Here is a 15,796-nt window from a genome sequence, read left to right on the forward strand (position 1 = left end):
CGAACCATGACGCCCGAACTCCTTTCGAGCCTCTCGCTCTCCATGCCGGAGCTGATCATTGCTGTCGGCGCGCTGGTGCTGCTGATGGTAGGTGTGTTCTCCGGCGAGCGCGCCAACTCGACCGTGACCGGCCTGGCCGTCGCGCTGCTGATTGCGGCCGGTGCGTGGATGCTGGTATTCGGCCATGACGGGCAGGGCTACGGCACGGCCTTCATCTCCGATCCGTTCGCCCGCTTCATGAAGCTTTTGACGCTGGTTGGCGCGGTCGTGACGCTGATCATGTCGGTCGGCTTTGCCAAGGCCGAGAAGTTCGACAAGTTCGAGTTTCCGGTGCTGGCCATGCTGGCCACCCTCGGCATGCTGCTGATGATCTCGGCCAACGACATGCTGGCACTCTATCTCGGGCTCGAGCTGCAGTCGCTGGCGCTCTATGTCATTGCCGCGATCAACCGCGACAACGTGCGTTCGACCGAAGCGGGCCTCAAGTATTTCGTACTCGGCGCCTTGTCGTCGGGCATGTTGCTCTACGGCATCAGCCTCGTCTACGGCTACACCGGCCACACCTCGTTCGAAGCGATCGCCGCGGCGCTGACCGGTGGCGAGCGCCAACTCGGACTGGTCTTCGGTCTGGTGTTCGTGCTTGCCGGCCTGTGCTTCAAGATCTCGGCAGTGCCGTTCCACATGTGGACGCCTGACGTCTATGAAGGCGCGCCGACCCCGGTGACGGCGTTCTTCGCCGCGGCCCCCAAGATGGCTGCGATGGCGCTGATCGTGCGCGTCACCATGGGTGCGTTCGAGCCGATCGGCCTCGACTGGCAGCAGATCATCGTCTTCGTCTCGATCGCCTCGATGGTTCTGGGCGCCTTCGCGGCGATCGGACAGAAGAACATCAAGCGCCTGATGGCCTATTCGTCGATCGGACACATGGGCTACGCGCTTGTCGGCCTCGCGGCCAACAGCGAAGCCGGCGTGCGCGGCGTGGTCATCTACATGCTGATCTACCTGGTGATGACGCTGGGCACCTTCGCCTTCATCCTCGCCATGCGCCGCAAGGACGGCAATGTCGAACAGATCAGCGATCTGGCAGGCCTGTCCTCGACCAATCCGATGATGGCGACGATCCTGACCATCCTTATGTTCTCGCTGGCCGGCATTCCGCCGCTCGCGGGTTTCTGGGGGAAGTGGTACGTCTTCCTCGCCGCAATCGATGCCAATCTCTACGCCCTTGCGGTGATCGGCATGCTGGCTTCGGTGGTCGGCGCCTATTATTACCTGCGCATCATCAAGATCATGTGGTTCGACGAGCCGGTCGGCGGTTTCCAGCCGATGGCGGGCGAGCTTCGCCTCGTGCTCGGCCTGTCCGGCGCGTTCGTGCTGTTCTACGTGCTGATCGGCGGCCCTGTCGGGCAGATGGCGGAAGCTGCTGCCAAGACCTTCTTCTGACGGTATGGGGTTCCAACTCGCACCGACTGCAAGTGCCGACGGTTTCCGCCTGGAAGCCCACGATGCGGTAGGGTCGACCAACGCACTGGCGTTGGAGCACGCGATGGCAGGCGATCCGGGCAAGCTCTGGATCGTCTCCAAGAAACAGGACAGCGGTCGCGGCCGGCGCGGCCGCGTCTGGGCGACGCCGGAGGGCAACCTGGCGGCGACCCTGCTCAAGGTCCTCGATCACGATCTGCAATATGCCGCGACGCTCGGCTTCGTCGCTGGGCTCGCCCTTGCCGATGCGCTGGATGCGGTGGCGCCCAATGCCCGGTTTTCGGTCGGCGTCGATGGCGGCAGCGGGCAAGGCGTCAAGCGTTTCGAGCTGAAATGGCCGAACGACGTGCTGGCGTCGGGGGCCAAGCTTGCCGGCATCCTGCTTGAATCGACCCTGCTTGGGCATGGGCGGCTCGGCATCGCCATCGGCATCGGTGTCAATGTCGTGGCCCATCCGACCGACGTGCCTTATCCCGCGACGTCGCTTGCCAGTCTCGGAGCGGGCGTCGACGCCGAAACGCTGTTCCTGGCTCTTTCCGATGCCTGGAGCGAGAACGAACGCATCTGGGCCGAAGGCAGGGGCCTGGCCGAGATCCGCAAGCGCTGGCTGGCGCGCGCTGCTGGCCTGGGCAGCGAAGTGGCCGTGCGGGTCGAGGGAAATGTGGTGCGCGGCATCTTCGAGACCATCGACGAGGATTGCCGCTTCGTCATCCGTGACGCTAAAGGTGAAACGGTAAAGATCGCCGCTGGCGACGTGCATTTTGGCGCGGTCGCTTCGGCCGGCGCGGCCTGACAGGCCTGAAAGGATTTCTGGTATGGCGAAAGCGGAAAACGCCGAGCTCGTATTCGTGCCGCTTGGTGGCGTCGGCGAGATCGGCATGAACTTCGCGCTCTACGGCTTCGGCCCGGCGAATGCGCGCGAGTGGATCATCATCGATGTCGGCGTGACTTTCCCCGATGCGACGCTGCCGGGTGTCGATCTGGTGCTGCCCGATACGCGCTTCATCGAAGAAGAGCTCAAGAACCTCCGAGGCATCATCATCACGCATGCGCACGAGGATCACTACGGCGCGCTGCACGATACCTGGCCGAAGCTCAAGGCGCCGGTCTGGATGACGCCTTTTGCTGCCGGGCTGCTGGAAGCCAAGCGCCAGTCGGAGCAGGGCGCGCCGAAAATCCCGGTAACTGTCTATCGCGCCGGCGAAAAGTTCACGGTGGGCCCGTTCGAGATCGAAGCAATCGCTGTCAGCCACTCGATTCCCGAGCCGGTTTCGCTGGCGATCACTAGTCCTGCCGGCACGGTGATCCACACTGGTGACTGGAAGATCGACCCGGCGCCGGAAATCGGCCCCATGACCGACGAGGCTCGGTTCCGCGCCTATGGCGACAAGGGCGTGCTGGCGCTGGTCTGCGATTCGACCAATGCGCTGCGCGAGGGCGATTCGCCGTCCGAGCAGCAGGTCGGGCAGGGACTGCGCAAGGTGATCGAAGAGGCCAAGGGCCGTGTCGCGGTGACGACCTTCTCGTCGAATGTCGGCCGTATCCGCTCGATCGCCGAGGCGGCGCGCGACGCCGGTCGGCAAGTTCTGGTCATGGGACGCTCGCTGAAGCGGGTCATCGATGTGTCGAGCGAACTCGGCTACATGGACGGGCTGCCGGAATTCGTTTCCGAAGAGGATTACGGTTACATTCCGCGCGAAAACCTCGTCGTCATCTGTACTGGCAGCCAGGGTGAGCCGCGGGCGGCGCTCGCCAAGCTGGCACGCGACGAAATGAAGTCGGTCGCCCTGTCGCCAGGCGACACGGTGGTGTTTTCCTCGCGGACCATTCCCGGCAACGAAAAGGCGATCCTTGAGATCAAGAACCAACTCATCGACCAGGGCATGAGGATCATCGAGGACGGTGACGCGCTGGTCCACGTCTCCGGCCACCCGCGCCGCAGCGAACTCAAGCGCATGTATGAATGGGTGCGTCCGCGCATCGGCGTGCCGGTGCATGGCGAGGCGGCTCATCTCGTCGGGCAGGGCTCGCTGATGGCGATGTCCGGAATTCCCGAAGTGGCGCAGATCCGCGACGGCGACATGCTCCGGCTGTGGCCGGGCGCTGCAGAAATCATCGACCAGGTGCCGTTCGGCCGCGTCTATAAGGACGGCAAGCTGATCGGTTCGGACGAGGCGATGGGCATCCGTGACCGGCGCAAGCTGTCCTTTGCCGGCCATGTCGCGGTCAACGTCGTGCTCGACGACAAGTATGAGCTGTCAGGCGATCCGGATCTGGTGGCCATCGGCGTCGCCGAAGTCGATGCCGGCGGCGAGGCTCTCGAGGAATTGATGCTCGATGCGGCAATAGGCGCTGTGGACTCCATACCCCGCGCGCGCCGAAAAGACCTCGACCTGGTGCAGGAAGCGGTGCGTCGCGCGGTGCGCGGTGCGGCCAACGAAGCCTGGGGCAAGAAACCGCTGGTGACGGTGTTCGTCACCCGCTGAAGGCAGGACTTGATATGCTCGGACGCCTCAACCACGTCGCCATCGCCGTGCCGGACCTGGCAGCGGCGAGCGCTGTCTACCGCGACACGCTCGGCGCCAGGGTGACCGAGCCGCAGGCCCTGCCTGAGCATGGCGTGACGGTCGTCTTCATAGATGTCGGCAATACCAAGATCGAACTCCTCGAGCCGCTGGGCGAGGGGTCGCCGATCGCGGCATTCCTGGCCAAGAGCCCTTCAGGCGGCATGCACCATGTCTGCTACGAGGTTGACGACATCCTGGCTGCGCGCGACCACCTCAAGGCGAGCGGCGCCCGCGTGCTCGGCGACGGCAGTCCGAGGATCGGCGCGCATGGCAAGCCGGTGCTGTTCCTGCACCCCAAGGATTTCCAGGGTACGCTCGTGGAGCTCGAACAGGCATGACCTGGATTTCCATCATTGCGATGTATTTCGTCTTCTGGTGGCTGACCCTGTTTGCCATCCTGCCATTCGGCGTGAAGACCCAGGATGACGACAACAATGTCACGCACGGCACGGAGGCGAGCGCGCCGCGCGGCCCCCACATGCTGCGCGCCATGCTGTGGACAACGGTGGTCACGGCGGTGCTGATGGGCGCGTTCTATGGCGTGACCCTCGGCCTCGGCTACAGCTTCGACGATTTCCCCCAGTTCATCCCCGAGATCAACTGAGCGACAACGCCCGGCCGACTACCGCCGACGCGGGCGGGATGATCTGGTGTCATGCCCGGTCATGTCGTTTGTCAACGACGCATCGTAAGCTGATGATTGCCCAAAAAAAATGCAAGGCGCGAAGCCTTGCAATTTAAACGCGTCCGATCTGCTTTCCGTTACCGGCGGCAGCGAGTTATCGCGCCTAGATCGCATCCTCCCAAGACTTTGACCGCGTAGGAGAGCGGATTTTTCTCCGCCCTCTCGGTTATCGGGGCACATTAGACCAAGCCGAAATGAAATGTCACGCAGAATTTTGCTTCGGCAGGGGCAATCCTGTGCTGCGATGCACAATTGTTTGGCAGAATTTGCCTGGCAACCAGACAGGGCATTCTGACGCTGCGTCGAAACGGCGTGCGCGGGTTTCCAATCGGCCATGAAATGGCTATGAAGCGCGTTCAAGCAAGCCTTTCCCGTGCCGATTCCGGCATCATCGTTTTCATGGAATCTTCGATGCGTCTGTCGCGCTATTTCCTGCCTATCTTGAAAGAAAATCCCCGCGAGGCGGACATCATTTCCCACCGGCTGATGCTGCGCGCGGGCATGATCAGGCAACAGGCGGCCGGCAGCTTCTCGTGGCTGCCACTGGGCAAGCGCGTGCTGGACAAGATCTGCCGCATCGTGCGCGAAGAACAGGACCGGGCAGGGGCATTGGAAATCCTGATGCCGACGATCCAGTCGGCCGACCTGTGGCGCGAAAGCGGCCGTTACGACGACTACGGCAAAGAGATGCTGCGCATCAAGGATCGGCACGAGCGCGACATGCTGTTCGGACCGACCAACGAAGAGATGGTGACGGAAATCTTCCGGTCCTACGTCAAGTCGTACAAGGATCTGCCGCTCAACCTCTACCATATCCAGTGGAAGTTCCGCGACGAAGTGCGCCCGCGCTTCGGCGTCATGCGCAGCCGTGAATTCCTGATGAAGGATGCCTATTCCTTCGACCTCGACTTCGAGGGCGCCAAGGCGGCCTACAACAGGATGTTCGTCTCTTATCTCCGTACCTTCACGCGGATGGGCCTGCAGGCGATCCCGATGCGCGCCGACACCGGCCCGATCGGCGGCGACCTGAGCCACGAGTTCATCATTTTGGCCGAAACCGGCGAAAGCCAGGTGTTCTGCCATCGCGACTATCTCGGCCTGCCCGTGCCGGGCGCCGAAACCGACTTCGGCAATGACGGCGAGATCGACGGCATCGTCAAGCAGTGGACGACGCCGTATGCGGCGACCGAAGAAATGCATGACGAGGCGGCCTGGGATGCGGTGCCCGAGGCCGACAAGGTTTCGGCGCGCGGCATTGAGGTCGGCCACATCTTCCATTTCGGCGAGAAGTACTCGAAGCCGATGGGAGCCAAGGTGACCGGGCCCGATGGCAAGGAGCATTTCGTGTCGATGGGTTCCTACGGCATCGGCCCGTCGCGCCTGATCGCCGCGATCATCGAGGCGAGCCATGACGAGAACGGCATCATATGGCCGGAGGCGGTGGCACCGTTCGACATCGGCCTGATCAACATGAAGGTCGGCGACGCCGAGTGCGATCGCATCTGCGACGAGTTCTACAAGGCCTTCGAAGCAGCCGGCAAGGACGTGCTCTACGACGACACCGACCAGCGCGCCGGCGGCAAGTTCGCAACTGCCGACCTGATCGGCCTGCCGTGGCAGGTGATCGTCGGTCCGCGCGGTGCTGCTGCCGGTGAGGTCGAAATCAAGAACCGCAAGACTGGCGAGCGCGAAACGCTGCCGGTGGCAGCCGCACTCGCCAAGCTGGGCGCCAAGGCATGAACCAAGTGGCGGCGGCGAAGCCGGCCGGGGCCGGGCCGTTCTCGGTGTTCGAGCGCATGGTGGCCTGGCGCTACCTTCGTTCGAAGCGCAAGGAGACGGTGATTTCGGTCATCGCTTCGATCTCGTTTCTCGGCATCATGCTGGGCGTTGCCACGCTGATCGTGGTGATGGCGGTGATGAACGGGTTTCGCGCCGAACTCCTGACCCGCATTCTCGGCGTCAACGGCCATCTGGTCGTCACCGCAGTGGACACCCCGCTTGAGGACTATTCGGCGGTCGCCGACCGCATCAACGGGGTTTCAGGCGTCAAATATGCCATTCCGCTGGTCGAGGGACAGGTGCTGGCGCAGGGCAATGTCGGCGCTGGCGCCGGCGCTCTGGTGCGCGGCATCAGAGGCAGCGATCTCGGCAAGGTGACGCTGGTCGCCAACAACATCAAGCAGGGCTCCATCGTCGGCTTCGACGAAGGCGAGGGCGTAGTCATCGGCAAGCGCATGGCCGAGAACATGGGCCTAGTGCTGGGCGATTCCATCCGGCTGATTTCGCCCGACGGAGACGTCACGCCCATGGGCACGACGCCGCGGGCGAAAGCCTATCCGATCTCCGGCATCTTCGAAGTCGGCATGTCGGAATATGACAGCTCGATCGTCTTCATGCCGCTCAACGAGGCGCAGCTCTACTTCAATTCCGAAGGCAAGGTCGGCTCGATCGAGATTTATGTCGACAACCCCGATGACGTCGATGCGCTGAAGACCAAGGTCGAGGAGGCGGCCCAGCGGCCGATCTTCCTGACCGACTGGCGCCAGCGCAACCAGACGTTCTTCTCGGCGCTGCAGGTCGAGCGCAACGTCATGTTCATGATCCTGACGCTGATCGTGCTTGTGGCAGCATTGAACATTATCTCCGGCCTGATCATGCTGGTGAAGGACAAGGGCCACGACATCGCCATCCTGCGCACGATGGGTGCGACGCGTGGCGCCGTCATGCGCATCTTCCTGATGACGGGCGCCGCCATCGGCATGACCGGCACCATTGCCGGCGTGCTGCTCGGCGTCGTCATCTGCCTCAATGTCGAGCGCATCCGGCAGTTCTTCTCGTGGCTTTCCGGCACGGTGCTGTTCAATCCCGAGCTCTACTTCCTCAGCCAGCTGCCGGCCAAGATGGACGTCGGCGAGACTGTCTCGGTGGTGCTGATGGCCCTGGTGCTGTCGTTCCTGGCGACACTGTTTCCGGCATGGCGGGCGGCAACGCTCGATCCGGTCGAAGCGCTGAGGTACGAGTGATGGCGATCGAAGCCGTTATCGAACTCAAGAGCGTCGAACGCCATTACGAGCAGGGCTCGCGCAAGCTGACGATCCTGAACGATGCCAATTTCTCGCTCAAGCCGGGCGAGATGGTGGCGCTGGTGGCGCCGTCAGGCGCCGGCAAGTCGACGCTGCTGCATACCGCAGGCCTGCTCGAACGCCCCGACGCCGGCGACGTCTTCCTGAACGGGCGCGCCTGCGGGCGGCTTTCGGACGACGAGCGTACCGCGATCCGCCGCAACGACGTTGGTTTTGTCTATCAGTTCCATCACCTGCTGCCCGAATTCTCGGCGCTGGAGAATGTGATGATGCCGCAGTTGGTGAAGGGTCTCAGCCCGGCCAAGGCGAGCGAGCGTGCCGAGCAACTGCTCGACTACATGAAGATAGGCAAGCGCGCCGAACACAGGCCGTCAGAGCTTTCCGGCGGCGAGCAGCAGCGCGTGGCGATCGCACGCGCGGTTGCCAATGCGCCGCTGGTGCTTCTGGCCGACGAGCCGACCGGCAATCTCGATCCGGTGACGGCAGGTTATGTCTTCGACGCGCTTTCGGCGCTCGTCAGGCAATCTGGCCTGGCCGCACTTATTGCCACGCACAACCACGAGCTTGCCGCGCGTATGGACCGCCGCGTGACGCTCGCCGAGGGCAAGATCGTTCCGCTGCGCTAGCAGCGGGCGATTGCTCCAGACGCCTGTTCGCACTGTCGGCGGGCCGCGCTCCAGTTGACTGTTATCTTGATGCCGGGACGGCTGACGCGCGATTGTTAACGCGCGGCGGTGACCGGTCGCGCGCATGAACCCTTCATTTACTGTCGAATCGCTTGCAACGAGCGCCTGCGCCCGAAAGCAATGGTGTGCGTTGACATTTGAACAAAAATAGAACAAATTGAGAACATATTAAAAACAGGAGCAACAGATGACCGAGCTGCTACAGGATGTCCTTTCGATGGTCTGCATGAGCACCTTCCTCGTCACCATGGCGATGTGGATCGGCGCACTGTGATTGAATGCCGGTTCGGCCTCTTCTCGATGGGGTTCTGAACCGATGAAGGCTGCGGCACCGGGACAGATCCCGATGCCTGAATGACGCGGGAATTGCGGGCGCCGACGTCGAAGGACCCGCCACGTTCGGGGCTGCAAACAGGCAGACCAGCGAAAGTTCCTAGGCGGTTTTTCGTACGGTCTCGGAGACTGTGCTGGCTGGCCCGAATATCTCTTCGAACGCGGCTTTGAGCGCAACGTCGAGGTCGTTCATCGTCACCGGCAGGCCAAGGTCGACAAGGCTGGTGACGCCATGGTCGGTGACGCCGCAAGGCACGATGCCCGAGAAATGGCCGAGCTCAGGTTCGACATTGATGGCGATGCCGTGGAAACTCACCCAACGACGCAGGCGTATGCCGATGGCGGCAATCTTGTCTTCCGCCGGTGAACCGTCCGGCAGGGACGGGCGGTCGGGTCTGACCACCCAGACGCCCACCCTGTCCTCGCGGCGTTCGCCCTTCACGTTGAAGGCGGCGAGCGCCGATATGATCCAGGCCTCGAGCGATGCCACGAAGGCACGCACGTCTTCGCGCCGACGCTTGAGGTCGAGCATGACGTAGGCCACGCGCTGGCCGGGGCCATGATAGGTGTATTCGCCGCCGCGGCCGGTCTTGAAGACGGGGAAACGGTCGGGCTCGACCAGGTCCTGCTCCTGGGCGCTGGTGCCTGCGGTGTAGATTGGCGGGTGCTCGACCAGCCAGACCATCTCGCCGGCGCTACCCTGGCGAATCGCGTCGGCGCGCTCTTCCATGAAGGCGAGCGCCTGGTCGTAAGGGGTGAGGCCGGATTCGATTCGCCATTCGACCGGGGCTGAGCCCGGAAGGGCGAGAAACGACGTGGCGATCAGGCTGCGTTCGGTCATTTGGACGGTCCGTTCTTCGGCCTGATATGGCCGCTGGCGGCCAAAACGTCCAGTCCCCGCGCCTTGAAAGCCGGCTATTGTCGAAAGTGATGGCCGCTTCCCCTGGGGCAAGCAAGAATGATCGACGAATATCGCACAGGGCGCTTGTTTCCCCGGAAACGATTTGCTACATGCCGCGAGCCGGTTCGGACCGGCCCTTCGTGACAGTGCGGTCGTGGCGGAATTGGTAGACGCGCAGCGTTGAGGTCGCTGTGGGGCAACCCGTGGAAGTTCGAGTCTTCTCGACCGCACCATCACTTTTCAGGTGAGTACCAAATCATCTGAGCAAGCCGTTCCATCAGGGATGAAACGGCTTGAGCCTCTCCGGGGCTAACCGGTGTCTTTCAAGAATTACAGAGAGTTGCGCAGTCTTGCTGCCGTTGATCACCTAGTTGCGGGTGAGCTCGATTGTCGCCGTCACGACCTTCTTTCCGGTCTGGGGATGCGGCTCGATCGTGACGATCCGCATATGCCCTGTACCGACGCTTGCCAGCCGCATGCTTGCGACGCGCGAACCGGAGCCCTTGTCTGGCCATAGGATCTGGAGGTTGAGCGTATCGCCGGTGCGTGTACCGACAAGTCGCGCGGCGCCACGTCTCGAACCGACATAGGAACCGGTATAGCGTCCGCCATTGGCCTGCAGATCAACTCCTATGCGGCGGGAGAACACGACTTTTGCGCGGCAGGCGCCGTCAAGGTTGAGGGCTGCGCCATCTGCCCGGGAGTCGAGGCTGCAGGAGACGGCAAGCGGCATTGCGCCGGGTTTCAGTCGGACGTGTCCCCCGCCATGCCAGCTGCCGGAAAGAGTTTCCAAAAAGGCCTTCTCGTCCGCAATCGCTGCGGAGACCGTGAACATTGCCAGAATCAGTGCCATGATTGCCGAGGTCATCTTGTTGCCGATCTTTTCGAAGGGCCTGCTCCATCTGGGAGCGGACGACTACTGGTTCTGGCGAACTTATGGGGTGCGGGCAAAGTTGTCAAAAGGCCCGGGAGTAGCCGTCCAAGTTGCCACTTGCGGCTGATCGTGGGGACGGGCGCAGGAAGGATGCCGGACTTCCGAGCCGGCACTGCAGTGCGGGCATGGCGCGTGAGTTGCCCCAAGTGGACGGTGACGGGCCAGGCCCGTCACCGTCGCTCAGTGCTACAAGTCGACGCCTGCAAGCTTGGTCATCAGCGCTTGCCGGTCGTCAGCGGACCTGAGGCGGATGGTCAAGCTCTCGCTCTTGACGGGAACCTGGGGCGGAAGGCTGACTTCGATGCCGGCCGCGTGTTCTGCGGCCCAGTTCTTGAAACGAGGCAGCTTGTTGGCGCCGCTGATCGGGAAGGTGAAACTGTATTTGAAGGTCATTTGAACATTCCAAACGGAGTGCCGCCGGCAGCAAGCGGCGCGCGCAACAGCGCAGCAGATCGCTCGGCCAGTACAGGCAGATTTCTGATGTCGTGAGTGTCAGTGTCCTGGTGCCGCTCTTGCTCTCGCAGGTAGTGGCACCAGGCTATCAGCCTATTTGAAGGCCGCCTTTGCAGGTGACGAGGATGGCAAAGGAAACTTTTTGCATGGCCGGTATCTCGGCCAAATGATCACGATTGTCAAACGGGCCGCCCAGGTCTGCCCGGGCGGCCCATCGAACGACCAGTTCTAGGATTGCGTCAGCGGCCGCGCCAGGCGAGCAGCCGCATGGCGTTGGCGGTGACCAGCACCGTGGCGCCGGTGTCGGCGAGGATGGCGGGCCACAGACCAGTAATGCCGGCAATCGTCGTCACCAGGAACACCGCCTTGAGGCCAAGGGCGATGGTGATGTTCTGGGTGATGTTGCCCATCACCGTCTTCGACAGGGCGATCATGTCAGGAATGTCGGTGACGCGGCCATGCAGGATGGCAGCGTCGGCGGTTTCCAGCGCGACATCGGTGCCGCCGCCCATGGCGATGCCGAAATCGGCAGCGGCAAGGGCAGGGGCGTCGTTGATGCCGTCGCCGACCTTGGCGACGACCTGTCCCTGCTGTTGGAGTTCACGGACGATGCGCTGCTTGTCGTCGGGCATCAGGCCGGCGCGAACATTGATACCAAGCCCCTTGCCGATGGCTTTTGCAGTCGCCTCGTTGTCGCCGGTCAGCATGAGGGTGGCGATGCCGTTGGCCTTGAGCGTGGCCAGTGCCGCTATGGCGTCTGCACGCGGTTCGTCGCGCATGGCAAGCAGGCCCGCGACCTTGTTGTCGACCACCAGCACGGAAACTGTCTTGCCGTCGCCATTGAAGGCGGAGATCTGCGCTTTCAATTCGGCTGGCAATCCGGCCATCTCTTCGGAGGCGCTGGGCGACGCCAGGAACACATCCTGGCCGCCGACCTTGGCCGAAACACCCTTGCCTGCCACCGCCTTGGCGAGACTTGCTGGGGGCACAGGTACGCCATCTGTCTTGGCGCGGCCGAGAATGGCGAGCGCCAGCGGATGGCTCGAGCCTGTCTCCAGGGCGGCAGCCAGCGACAGGACCTTGGCTTCGGGGTGCCCGACGCCGACGATGTCGGTGACCTTCGGCTTGCCTTCGGTCAGGGTTCCGGTCTTGTCGAGCGCGACCGTGGTGACGCGGCGCATGCCTTCCAGCACCGCTCCGCCCTTGAGCAGCAGCCCGCGGCGGGCGCCGGCGGACAGACCGGCAGCAATTGCAGCGGGCGTCGAGATGACAAGCGCGCAGGGGCAGCCGATCAGCAGGATGGCGAGGCCCTTGTAGACCCACTCCGACCACGAACCGCCGGCGACCAGCGGCGGCAGGATGGCGACGAGCGCTCCGACGACAAGGACGGCCGGCGTGTAGTAGCGCGAGAAGCGGTCGATGAAGCGCTCGGTCGGCGCCTTGCTCTCCTGCGCCTCCTCGACCAGCTTGATGACGCGGGCAATGGTGTTGTCGGCGGCCGCCGCGGTGACGCGGACCTTGAGCACCGCATCGGTGTTGATGGTGCCGGCGAACACGTCGTCGCCAGCGATCTTCAACTTGGGAACGCTTTCGCCGGTGACAGGAGCTTCATCGAGCGTGCTCGAACCCTCGACGATGACACCGTCGGCGGCAACACGGTCGCCGGGCCGGACCAGCATGAGCGCACCGACCTGCAGCGCCTCGGCCGGCATCTCGCGGGTCGAGCCGCCTTCCTCGACCAAAGCGGTCTTGGGCACCAGGTCGGCAAGTCCGCGAATGCTGGCGCGGGCGCGGCGAGCGGCAACGCCTTCCAGCAATTCGCCGATGAGGAAGAGGAAGACGACCATCGTCGCTTCCTCGGTGGCGCCGATGAAGACCGCGCCGACAGCCGCGATGGTCATCAGCGTCTCGATCGAGAACGGCGTGCCTGTCATCGCGGCGGCGAAGGCGCGCCGCGCCACGGGCACAAGCCCGACCGCCAATGCAGCCAGGAAGGCCCAGTGCCCCACCTGCGGCATGAACTGGCCGATGGCATAGGCTGCGACAAGGGCAGCACCGCAGGCGATGGTCAGCTTGGCCTTGCGGGATGTCCACCACGGGCCGTCGTCGAGATCGAAATGGGCGTGGCCGGCATCGGCAGAGGCCGCAGCCGGGGAGCCGTGGTTGTGCCCGGCATGGTCACCGTGATCGTGGCCGGCATGTTCACCATGGCTATGGTCGTGTCCGCTGTGGTCGTGGTCATGGCTGCACGATGGGCCGTGCTTGTGCTGCTGGACCTCGGTCGCGCGCGCCACGCCAAGCTCGGCGACGGAGTAGCCGAGCGCCTTCACCTGCTTCGAAATCGCAGCCGATGGCGCTGGCCCCTGATGCGAAACCGTCATTGTGCCGGCCGAAACGGAAATGCCGACCTCGGTGATGCCGGGCAGGCGGCTGACGGCGTTCTCGATCTTGGTCGCGCAGGAGGCGCAATCCATACCGCCGACGCGGAAGCGCGTCTTGCCGTGGCTGGCGTCATTCATGATGGGTCCTTTCAATCCTATATGAAGCAATGCTAGAATCTCTAGCCACTAGAGGATCAAGAGGGTTTTTAGATGAATCTGCCGATTGGCGAACTGGCGCGGCGAACGGGCGTGAAAGTGCCGACGATCCGTTTTTATGAGCAGATCGGGCTGATTGCGGCGCCACCGCGCACGGAAGGCAACCAGCGCCGCTACGGCAAGGCGGAGATCGACCGGCTCAACTTCATCCGCCACGCCCGCGAACTCGGCTTCGAGGTCGACCATATCAGGGAGTTGCTGGTCATGTCGCAGGAACCGCAGGCCTCGTGTCACCAGGCCGACAGCATCGCCAAGTCGCATCTTCGCGAAGTCGACAGGCGAATCGAGCGGCTCCAGGCGCTGCGCGGCGAGCTGTCGCGGATGATCGACGAGTGCGGCCACGGCCGCATCTGCGACTGCCGCATCATCGAGGTGCTGGCCGATCACCGCCAATGCTCAAGCGAGCATGTGGCCTGATTGAAACAGGGCGGAAATGGCTGATCCGCAGGACCGCCTGAGGCGGTATTTCATTTGATATTCCGACCCTTGGCGGGCTAGGGATAACCCACCTCGAATCCCGAAAATCCGCAAGCGGGAAGCGCCGATGGAAGCCCGACACGACCATACGCACGGCGCCGACGCCGCTGACGCTGTCCACGCCGAAATCTACGGCGAGGACGGGGCGATCCTTGCCTCGTTCCTCGCCCATATCGGCGCGGCGATCGCCGATCGCGACACGCTGTCGCTGAAGCGCGACGTATCGGGGCTGCACCAATCCGAACTCGGCGACCTGCTGGAGGCATTGCTGCCCGAACAGCGGCTTGCGCTGGTCGAGCTGATGGGGTCGGACTTCGACTTTTCGGCGCTGACCGAGGTCGACGAGGCGATCCGCCTGGACATCGTCGACAACCTGCCCAATGAGCAGATTGCCCAGGCCGTCCAGGAACTCGATTCCGACGATGCCGTCTACATCCTCGAGGATCTCGACGCCGAAGACCAGAACGAGATCCTGGCCCAGCTGCCGTTCACCGAGCGCATCAGGCTGCGCCGTTCGCTCGACTATCCGGAAGAATCGGCCGGCCGGCGCATGCAGACGGAGTTCGTTGCGGTGCCACCGTTCTGGACCATTGGCCAGACCATCGACTATCTGCGCGACGACAAGGACCTGCCCGACCGCTTCAGCCAGGTTTTCGTCATCGACCCGACCTTCAAGCTGCTCGGCGCGGTCGACCTCGACCAGATCCTGCGCACCAAGCGTGCGGTCAAGATCGAAGAGGTGATGCACGAGACGCGTCACGCCATTCCCGCGACGATGGACCAGGAAGAGGCGGCGCGCGAGTTCGAGCAATACGATCTTTTGTCGGCCGCCGTCGTCGACGAGAACGAGCGTCTGGTCGGCGTGCTGACCATTGACGACGTGGTCGACGTCATCCAGCAGGAGGCAGAGGAAGATCTTCTGCGCATGGGCGGCGTCGGCGACGAAGAGCTGTCGGACACGGTGGCCGCCACCTCGCGCTCGCGCGTGCCATGGCTCCTGGTCAATCTCGGAACCGCCTTCATCTCGGCATCTGTCATTAGCCAGTTCGGCGCGACCATCGAGGAGATGGTGGCGCTGGCAGCCCTGATGCCGATCGTGGCCTCGCTTGGCGGCAATGCCGGCACCCAGACGATGACGGTGACGGTGCGGGCGCTCGCCACGCGCGACCTCGATATCTACAATGCCGGCCGCGTCATCCGCCGCGAGGTGATGGTCGGGCTGCTGAACGGTGCGATCATTGCGGCCATCCTCGGCCTGGTCGCCGGTCTGTGGTTCCACAATCCCGACCTGGGTTTCGTCATTGCCGCGGCGATGGTGCTCAACATGCTGGCGGCAGCGCTCGGCGGAATCCTGATTCCACTCCTGCTCGACAAGGTCGGCGCCGACCCGGCGATCTCGTCGTCGATCTTCACGACGATGATCACCGACGTGATCGGCTTCCTTGCCTTCCTCAGCCTCGCGACATGGTGGTTGCATCTCGGCGGCGGATGACGCCGAAGCTCGGTTTCGAGTTCCGCAAAGGCCCCCCCCCGGGATCAACGCCACCGTATTTCTGCGCGCCAGATTGGGCGCGGAACAGTTGGTTGCATAGACGGCG

Annotated in this window: 14 protein-coding genes and 1 tRNA gene; 11 read left to right on the top strand and 4 right to left on the bottom strand. The window is 63.4% G+C overall.

The features are described from left to right. Positions 1 to 6: 6 nt before the first annotated feature. The 8 genes from nuoN (at position 7) to O1Y97_RS13280 (ending at position 8,443) form a co-directional block, all read left to right on the top strand. Positions 7 to 1,443, top strand: coding sequence for an NADH-quinone oxidoreductase subunit NuoN (gene nuoN, locus O1Y97_RS13245; protein WP_318761321.1), 1,437 nt, complete (start codon positions 7 to 9; stop codon positions 1,441 to 1,443). Between the two features lie 4 nt (positions 1,444 to 1,447). Next, positions 1,448 to 2,275 carry a biotin--[acetyl-CoA-carboxylase] ligase gene (locus tag O1Y97_RS13250; RefSeq protein ID WP_318761322.1) on the top strand — a complete coding sequence of 276 codons (828 nt, stop codon included), beginning with the start codon at positions 1,448 to 1,450 and terminating at the stop codon, positions 2,273 to 2,275. A gap of 22 nt (positions 2,276 to 2,297) precedes the next feature. Continuing rightward, positions 2,298 to 3,968 carry a ribonuclease J gene (locus O1Y97_RS13255; protein WP_108607743.1) on the top strand — a complete coding sequence of 557 codons (1,671 nt, stop codon included), beginning with the start codon at positions 2,298 to 2,300 and terminating at the stop codon, positions 3,966 to 3,968. A gap of 14 nt (positions 3,969 to 3,982) precedes the next feature. Next, a complete protein-coding gene (gene mce / locus O1Y97_RS13260) occupies positions 3,983 to 4,387 on the top strand; it encodes a methylmalonyl-CoA epimerase (RefSeq protein WP_108607744.1) in 405 nt (134 codons plus the stop codon). After that, positions 4,384 to 4,653, top strand: coding sequence for a DUF1467 family protein (locus tag O1Y97_RS13265; protein WP_108607745.1), 270 nt, complete (start codon positions 4,384 to 4,386; stop codon positions 4,651 to 4,653). The genes mce and O1Y97_RS13265 overlap by 4 nt, the downstream gene beginning before the upstream one ends. 492 nt (positions 4,654 to 5,145) lie before the next feature. Continuing rightward, entirely contained in the window at positions 5,146 to 6,474 is a 1,329-nt protein-coding gene (gene proS / locus O1Y97_RS13270; protein WP_108609848.1) for a proline--tRNA ligase, read from the top strand. Continuing rightward, entirely contained in the window at positions 6,471 to 7,757 is a 1,287-nt protein-coding gene (locus tag O1Y97_RS13275; protein ID WP_108607746.1) for a lipoprotein-releasing ABC transporter permease subunit, read from the top strand. Before proS ends, O1Y97_RS13275 begins: the two co-directional genes overlap by 4 nt. After that, a complete protein-coding gene (locus tag O1Y97_RS13280) occupies positions 7,757 to 8,443 on the top strand; it encodes an ABC transporter ATP-binding protein (protein WP_108607747.1) in 687 nt (228 codons plus the stop codon). Before O1Y97_RS13275 ends, O1Y97_RS13280 begins: the two co-directional genes overlap by 1 nt. A gap of 493 nt (positions 8,444 to 8,936) precedes the next feature. On the opposite strand, the gene lipB is transcribed toward O1Y97_RS13280, so the two are convergent. After that, the gene (lipB, locus tag O1Y97_RS13285) at positions 8,937 to 9,677 is read right to left on the bottom strand and encodes a lipoyl(octanoyl) transferase LipB (protein ID WP_318761323.1); all 741 of its coding nucleotides are present in this window, start codon (positions 9,675 to 9,677) and stop codon (positions 8,937 to 8,939) included. Between the two features lie 208 nt (positions 9,678 to 9,885). Between lipB and O1Y97_RS13290 the strand changes: the two genes are divergently transcribed. Next, a tRNA-Leu gene (locus O1Y97_RS13290) sits at positions 9,886 to 9,970 on the top strand. A gap of 134 nt (positions 9,971 to 10,104) precedes the next feature. On the opposite strand, the gene O1Y97_RS13295 is transcribed toward O1Y97_RS13290, so the two are convergent. The 3 genes from O1Y97_RS13295 to O1Y97_RS13305 all read right to left on the bottom strand — a co-directional run bounded on the left by O1Y97_RS13295 (position 10,105) and on the right by O1Y97_RS13305 (position 13,643). After that, on the bottom strand, positions 10,105 to 10,590 hold the full coding sequence (locus O1Y97_RS13295; protein ID WP_318761324.1) for a hypothetical protein: 486 nt from the start codon (positions 10,588 to 10,590) through the stop codon (positions 10,105 to 10,107). A 267-nt stretch (positions 10,591 to 10,857) separates the two neighbouring features. Further along, entirely contained in the window at positions 10,858 to 11,064 is a 207-nt protein-coding gene (locus O1Y97_RS13300; RefSeq protein WP_318761325.1) for a hypothetical protein, read from the bottom strand. A 299-nt stretch (positions 11,065 to 11,363) separates the two neighbouring features. After that, complete coding sequence (locus O1Y97_RS13305; protein ID WP_318761326.1) at positions 11,364 to 13,643, bottom strand: heavy metal translocating P-type ATPase; 2,280 nt, start codon at positions 13,641 to 13,643, stop codon at positions 11,364 to 11,366. Between the two features lie 72 nt (positions 13,644 to 13,715). Here O1Y97_RS13305 and O1Y97_RS13310 point away from each other — a divergent pair, with 72 nt between their 5' ends. Together O1Y97_RS13310 and mgtE are read left to right on the top strand one after the other, a co-directional pair. Further along, the gene (locus O1Y97_RS13310) at positions 13,716 to 14,138 is read left to right on the top strand and encodes a MerR family transcriptional regulator (protein WP_108607752.1); all 423 of its coding nucleotides are present in this window, start codon (positions 13,716 to 13,718) and stop codon (positions 14,136 to 14,138) included. A gap of 127 nt (positions 14,139 to 14,265) precedes the next feature. Next, positions 14,266 to 15,690: a magnesium transporter gene (gene mgtE / locus O1Y97_RS13315; protein ID WP_318761327.1), complete on the top strand. Its 1,425-nt coding sequence runs from the start codon at positions 14,266 to 14,268 to the stop codon at positions 15,688 to 15,690. The last annotated feature ends 106 nt before the right edge of the window (positions 15,691 to 15,796 follow it).

The organism is Aminobacter niigataensis (assembly GCF_946995915.1).
Taxonomy (GTDB): domain Bacteria; phylum Pseudomonadota; class Alphaproteobacteria; order Rhizobiales; family Rhizobiaceae; genus Aminobacter; species Aminobacter niigataensis.

Coding starts and splice junctions, on each gene's coding strand:
- O1Y97_RS13265 (WP_108607745.1), top strand. CDS start 4,384: ATGACCTGGATTTCCATCATTGCGATGTATTTCGTCTTCTGGTGGCTG.
- O1Y97_RS13300 (WP_318761325.1), bottom strand. CDS start 11,064: ATGACCTTCAAATACAGTTTCACCTTCCCGATCAGCGGCGCCAACAAG.
- O1Y97_RS13280 (WP_108607747.1), top strand. CDS start 7,757: ATGGCGATCGAAGCCGTTATCGAACTCAAGAGCGTCGAACGCCATTAC.
- mgtE (WP_318761327.1), top strand. CDS start 14,266: ATGGAAGCCCGACACGACCATACGCACGGCGCCGACGCCGCTGACGCT.
- O1Y97_RS13305 (WP_318761326.1), bottom strand. CDS start 13,643: ATGAATGACGCCAGCCACGGCAAGACGCGCTTCCGCGTCGGCGGTATG.
- proS (WP_108609848.1), top strand. CDS start 5,146: ATGCGTCTGTCGCGCTATTTCCTGCCTATCTTGAAAGAAAATCCCCGC.
- O1Y97_RS13310 (WP_108607752.1), top strand. CDS start 13,716: ATGAATCTGCCGATTGGCGAACTGGCGCGGCGAACGGGCGTGAAAGTG.
- O1Y97_RS13295 (WP_318761324.1), bottom strand. CDS start 10,590: ATGGCACTGATTCTGGCAATGTTCACGGTCTCCGCAGCGATTGCGGAC.
- O1Y97_RS13250 (WP_318761322.1), top strand. CDS start 1,448: ATGGGGTTCCAACTCGCACCGACTGCAAGTGCCGACGGTTTCCGCCTG.
- O1Y97_RS13275 (WP_108607746.1), top strand. CDS start 6,471: ATGAACCAAGTGGCGGCGGCGAAGCCGGCCGGGGCCGGGCCGTTCTCG.
- O1Y97_RS13255 (WP_108607743.1), top strand. CDS start 2,298: ATGGCGAAAGCGGAAAACGCCGAGCTCGTATTCGTGCCGCTTGGTGGC.
- nuoN (WP_318761321.1), top strand. CDS start 7: ATGACGCCCGAACTCCTTTCGAGCCTCTCGCTCTCCATGCCGGAGCTG.
- lipB (WP_318761323.1), bottom strand. CDS start 9,677: ATGACCGAACGCAGCCTGATCGCCACGTCGTTTCTCGCCCTTCCGGGC.
- mce (WP_108607744.1), top strand. CDS start 3,983: ATGCTCGGACGCCTCAACCACGTCGCCATCGCCGTGCCGGACCTGGCA.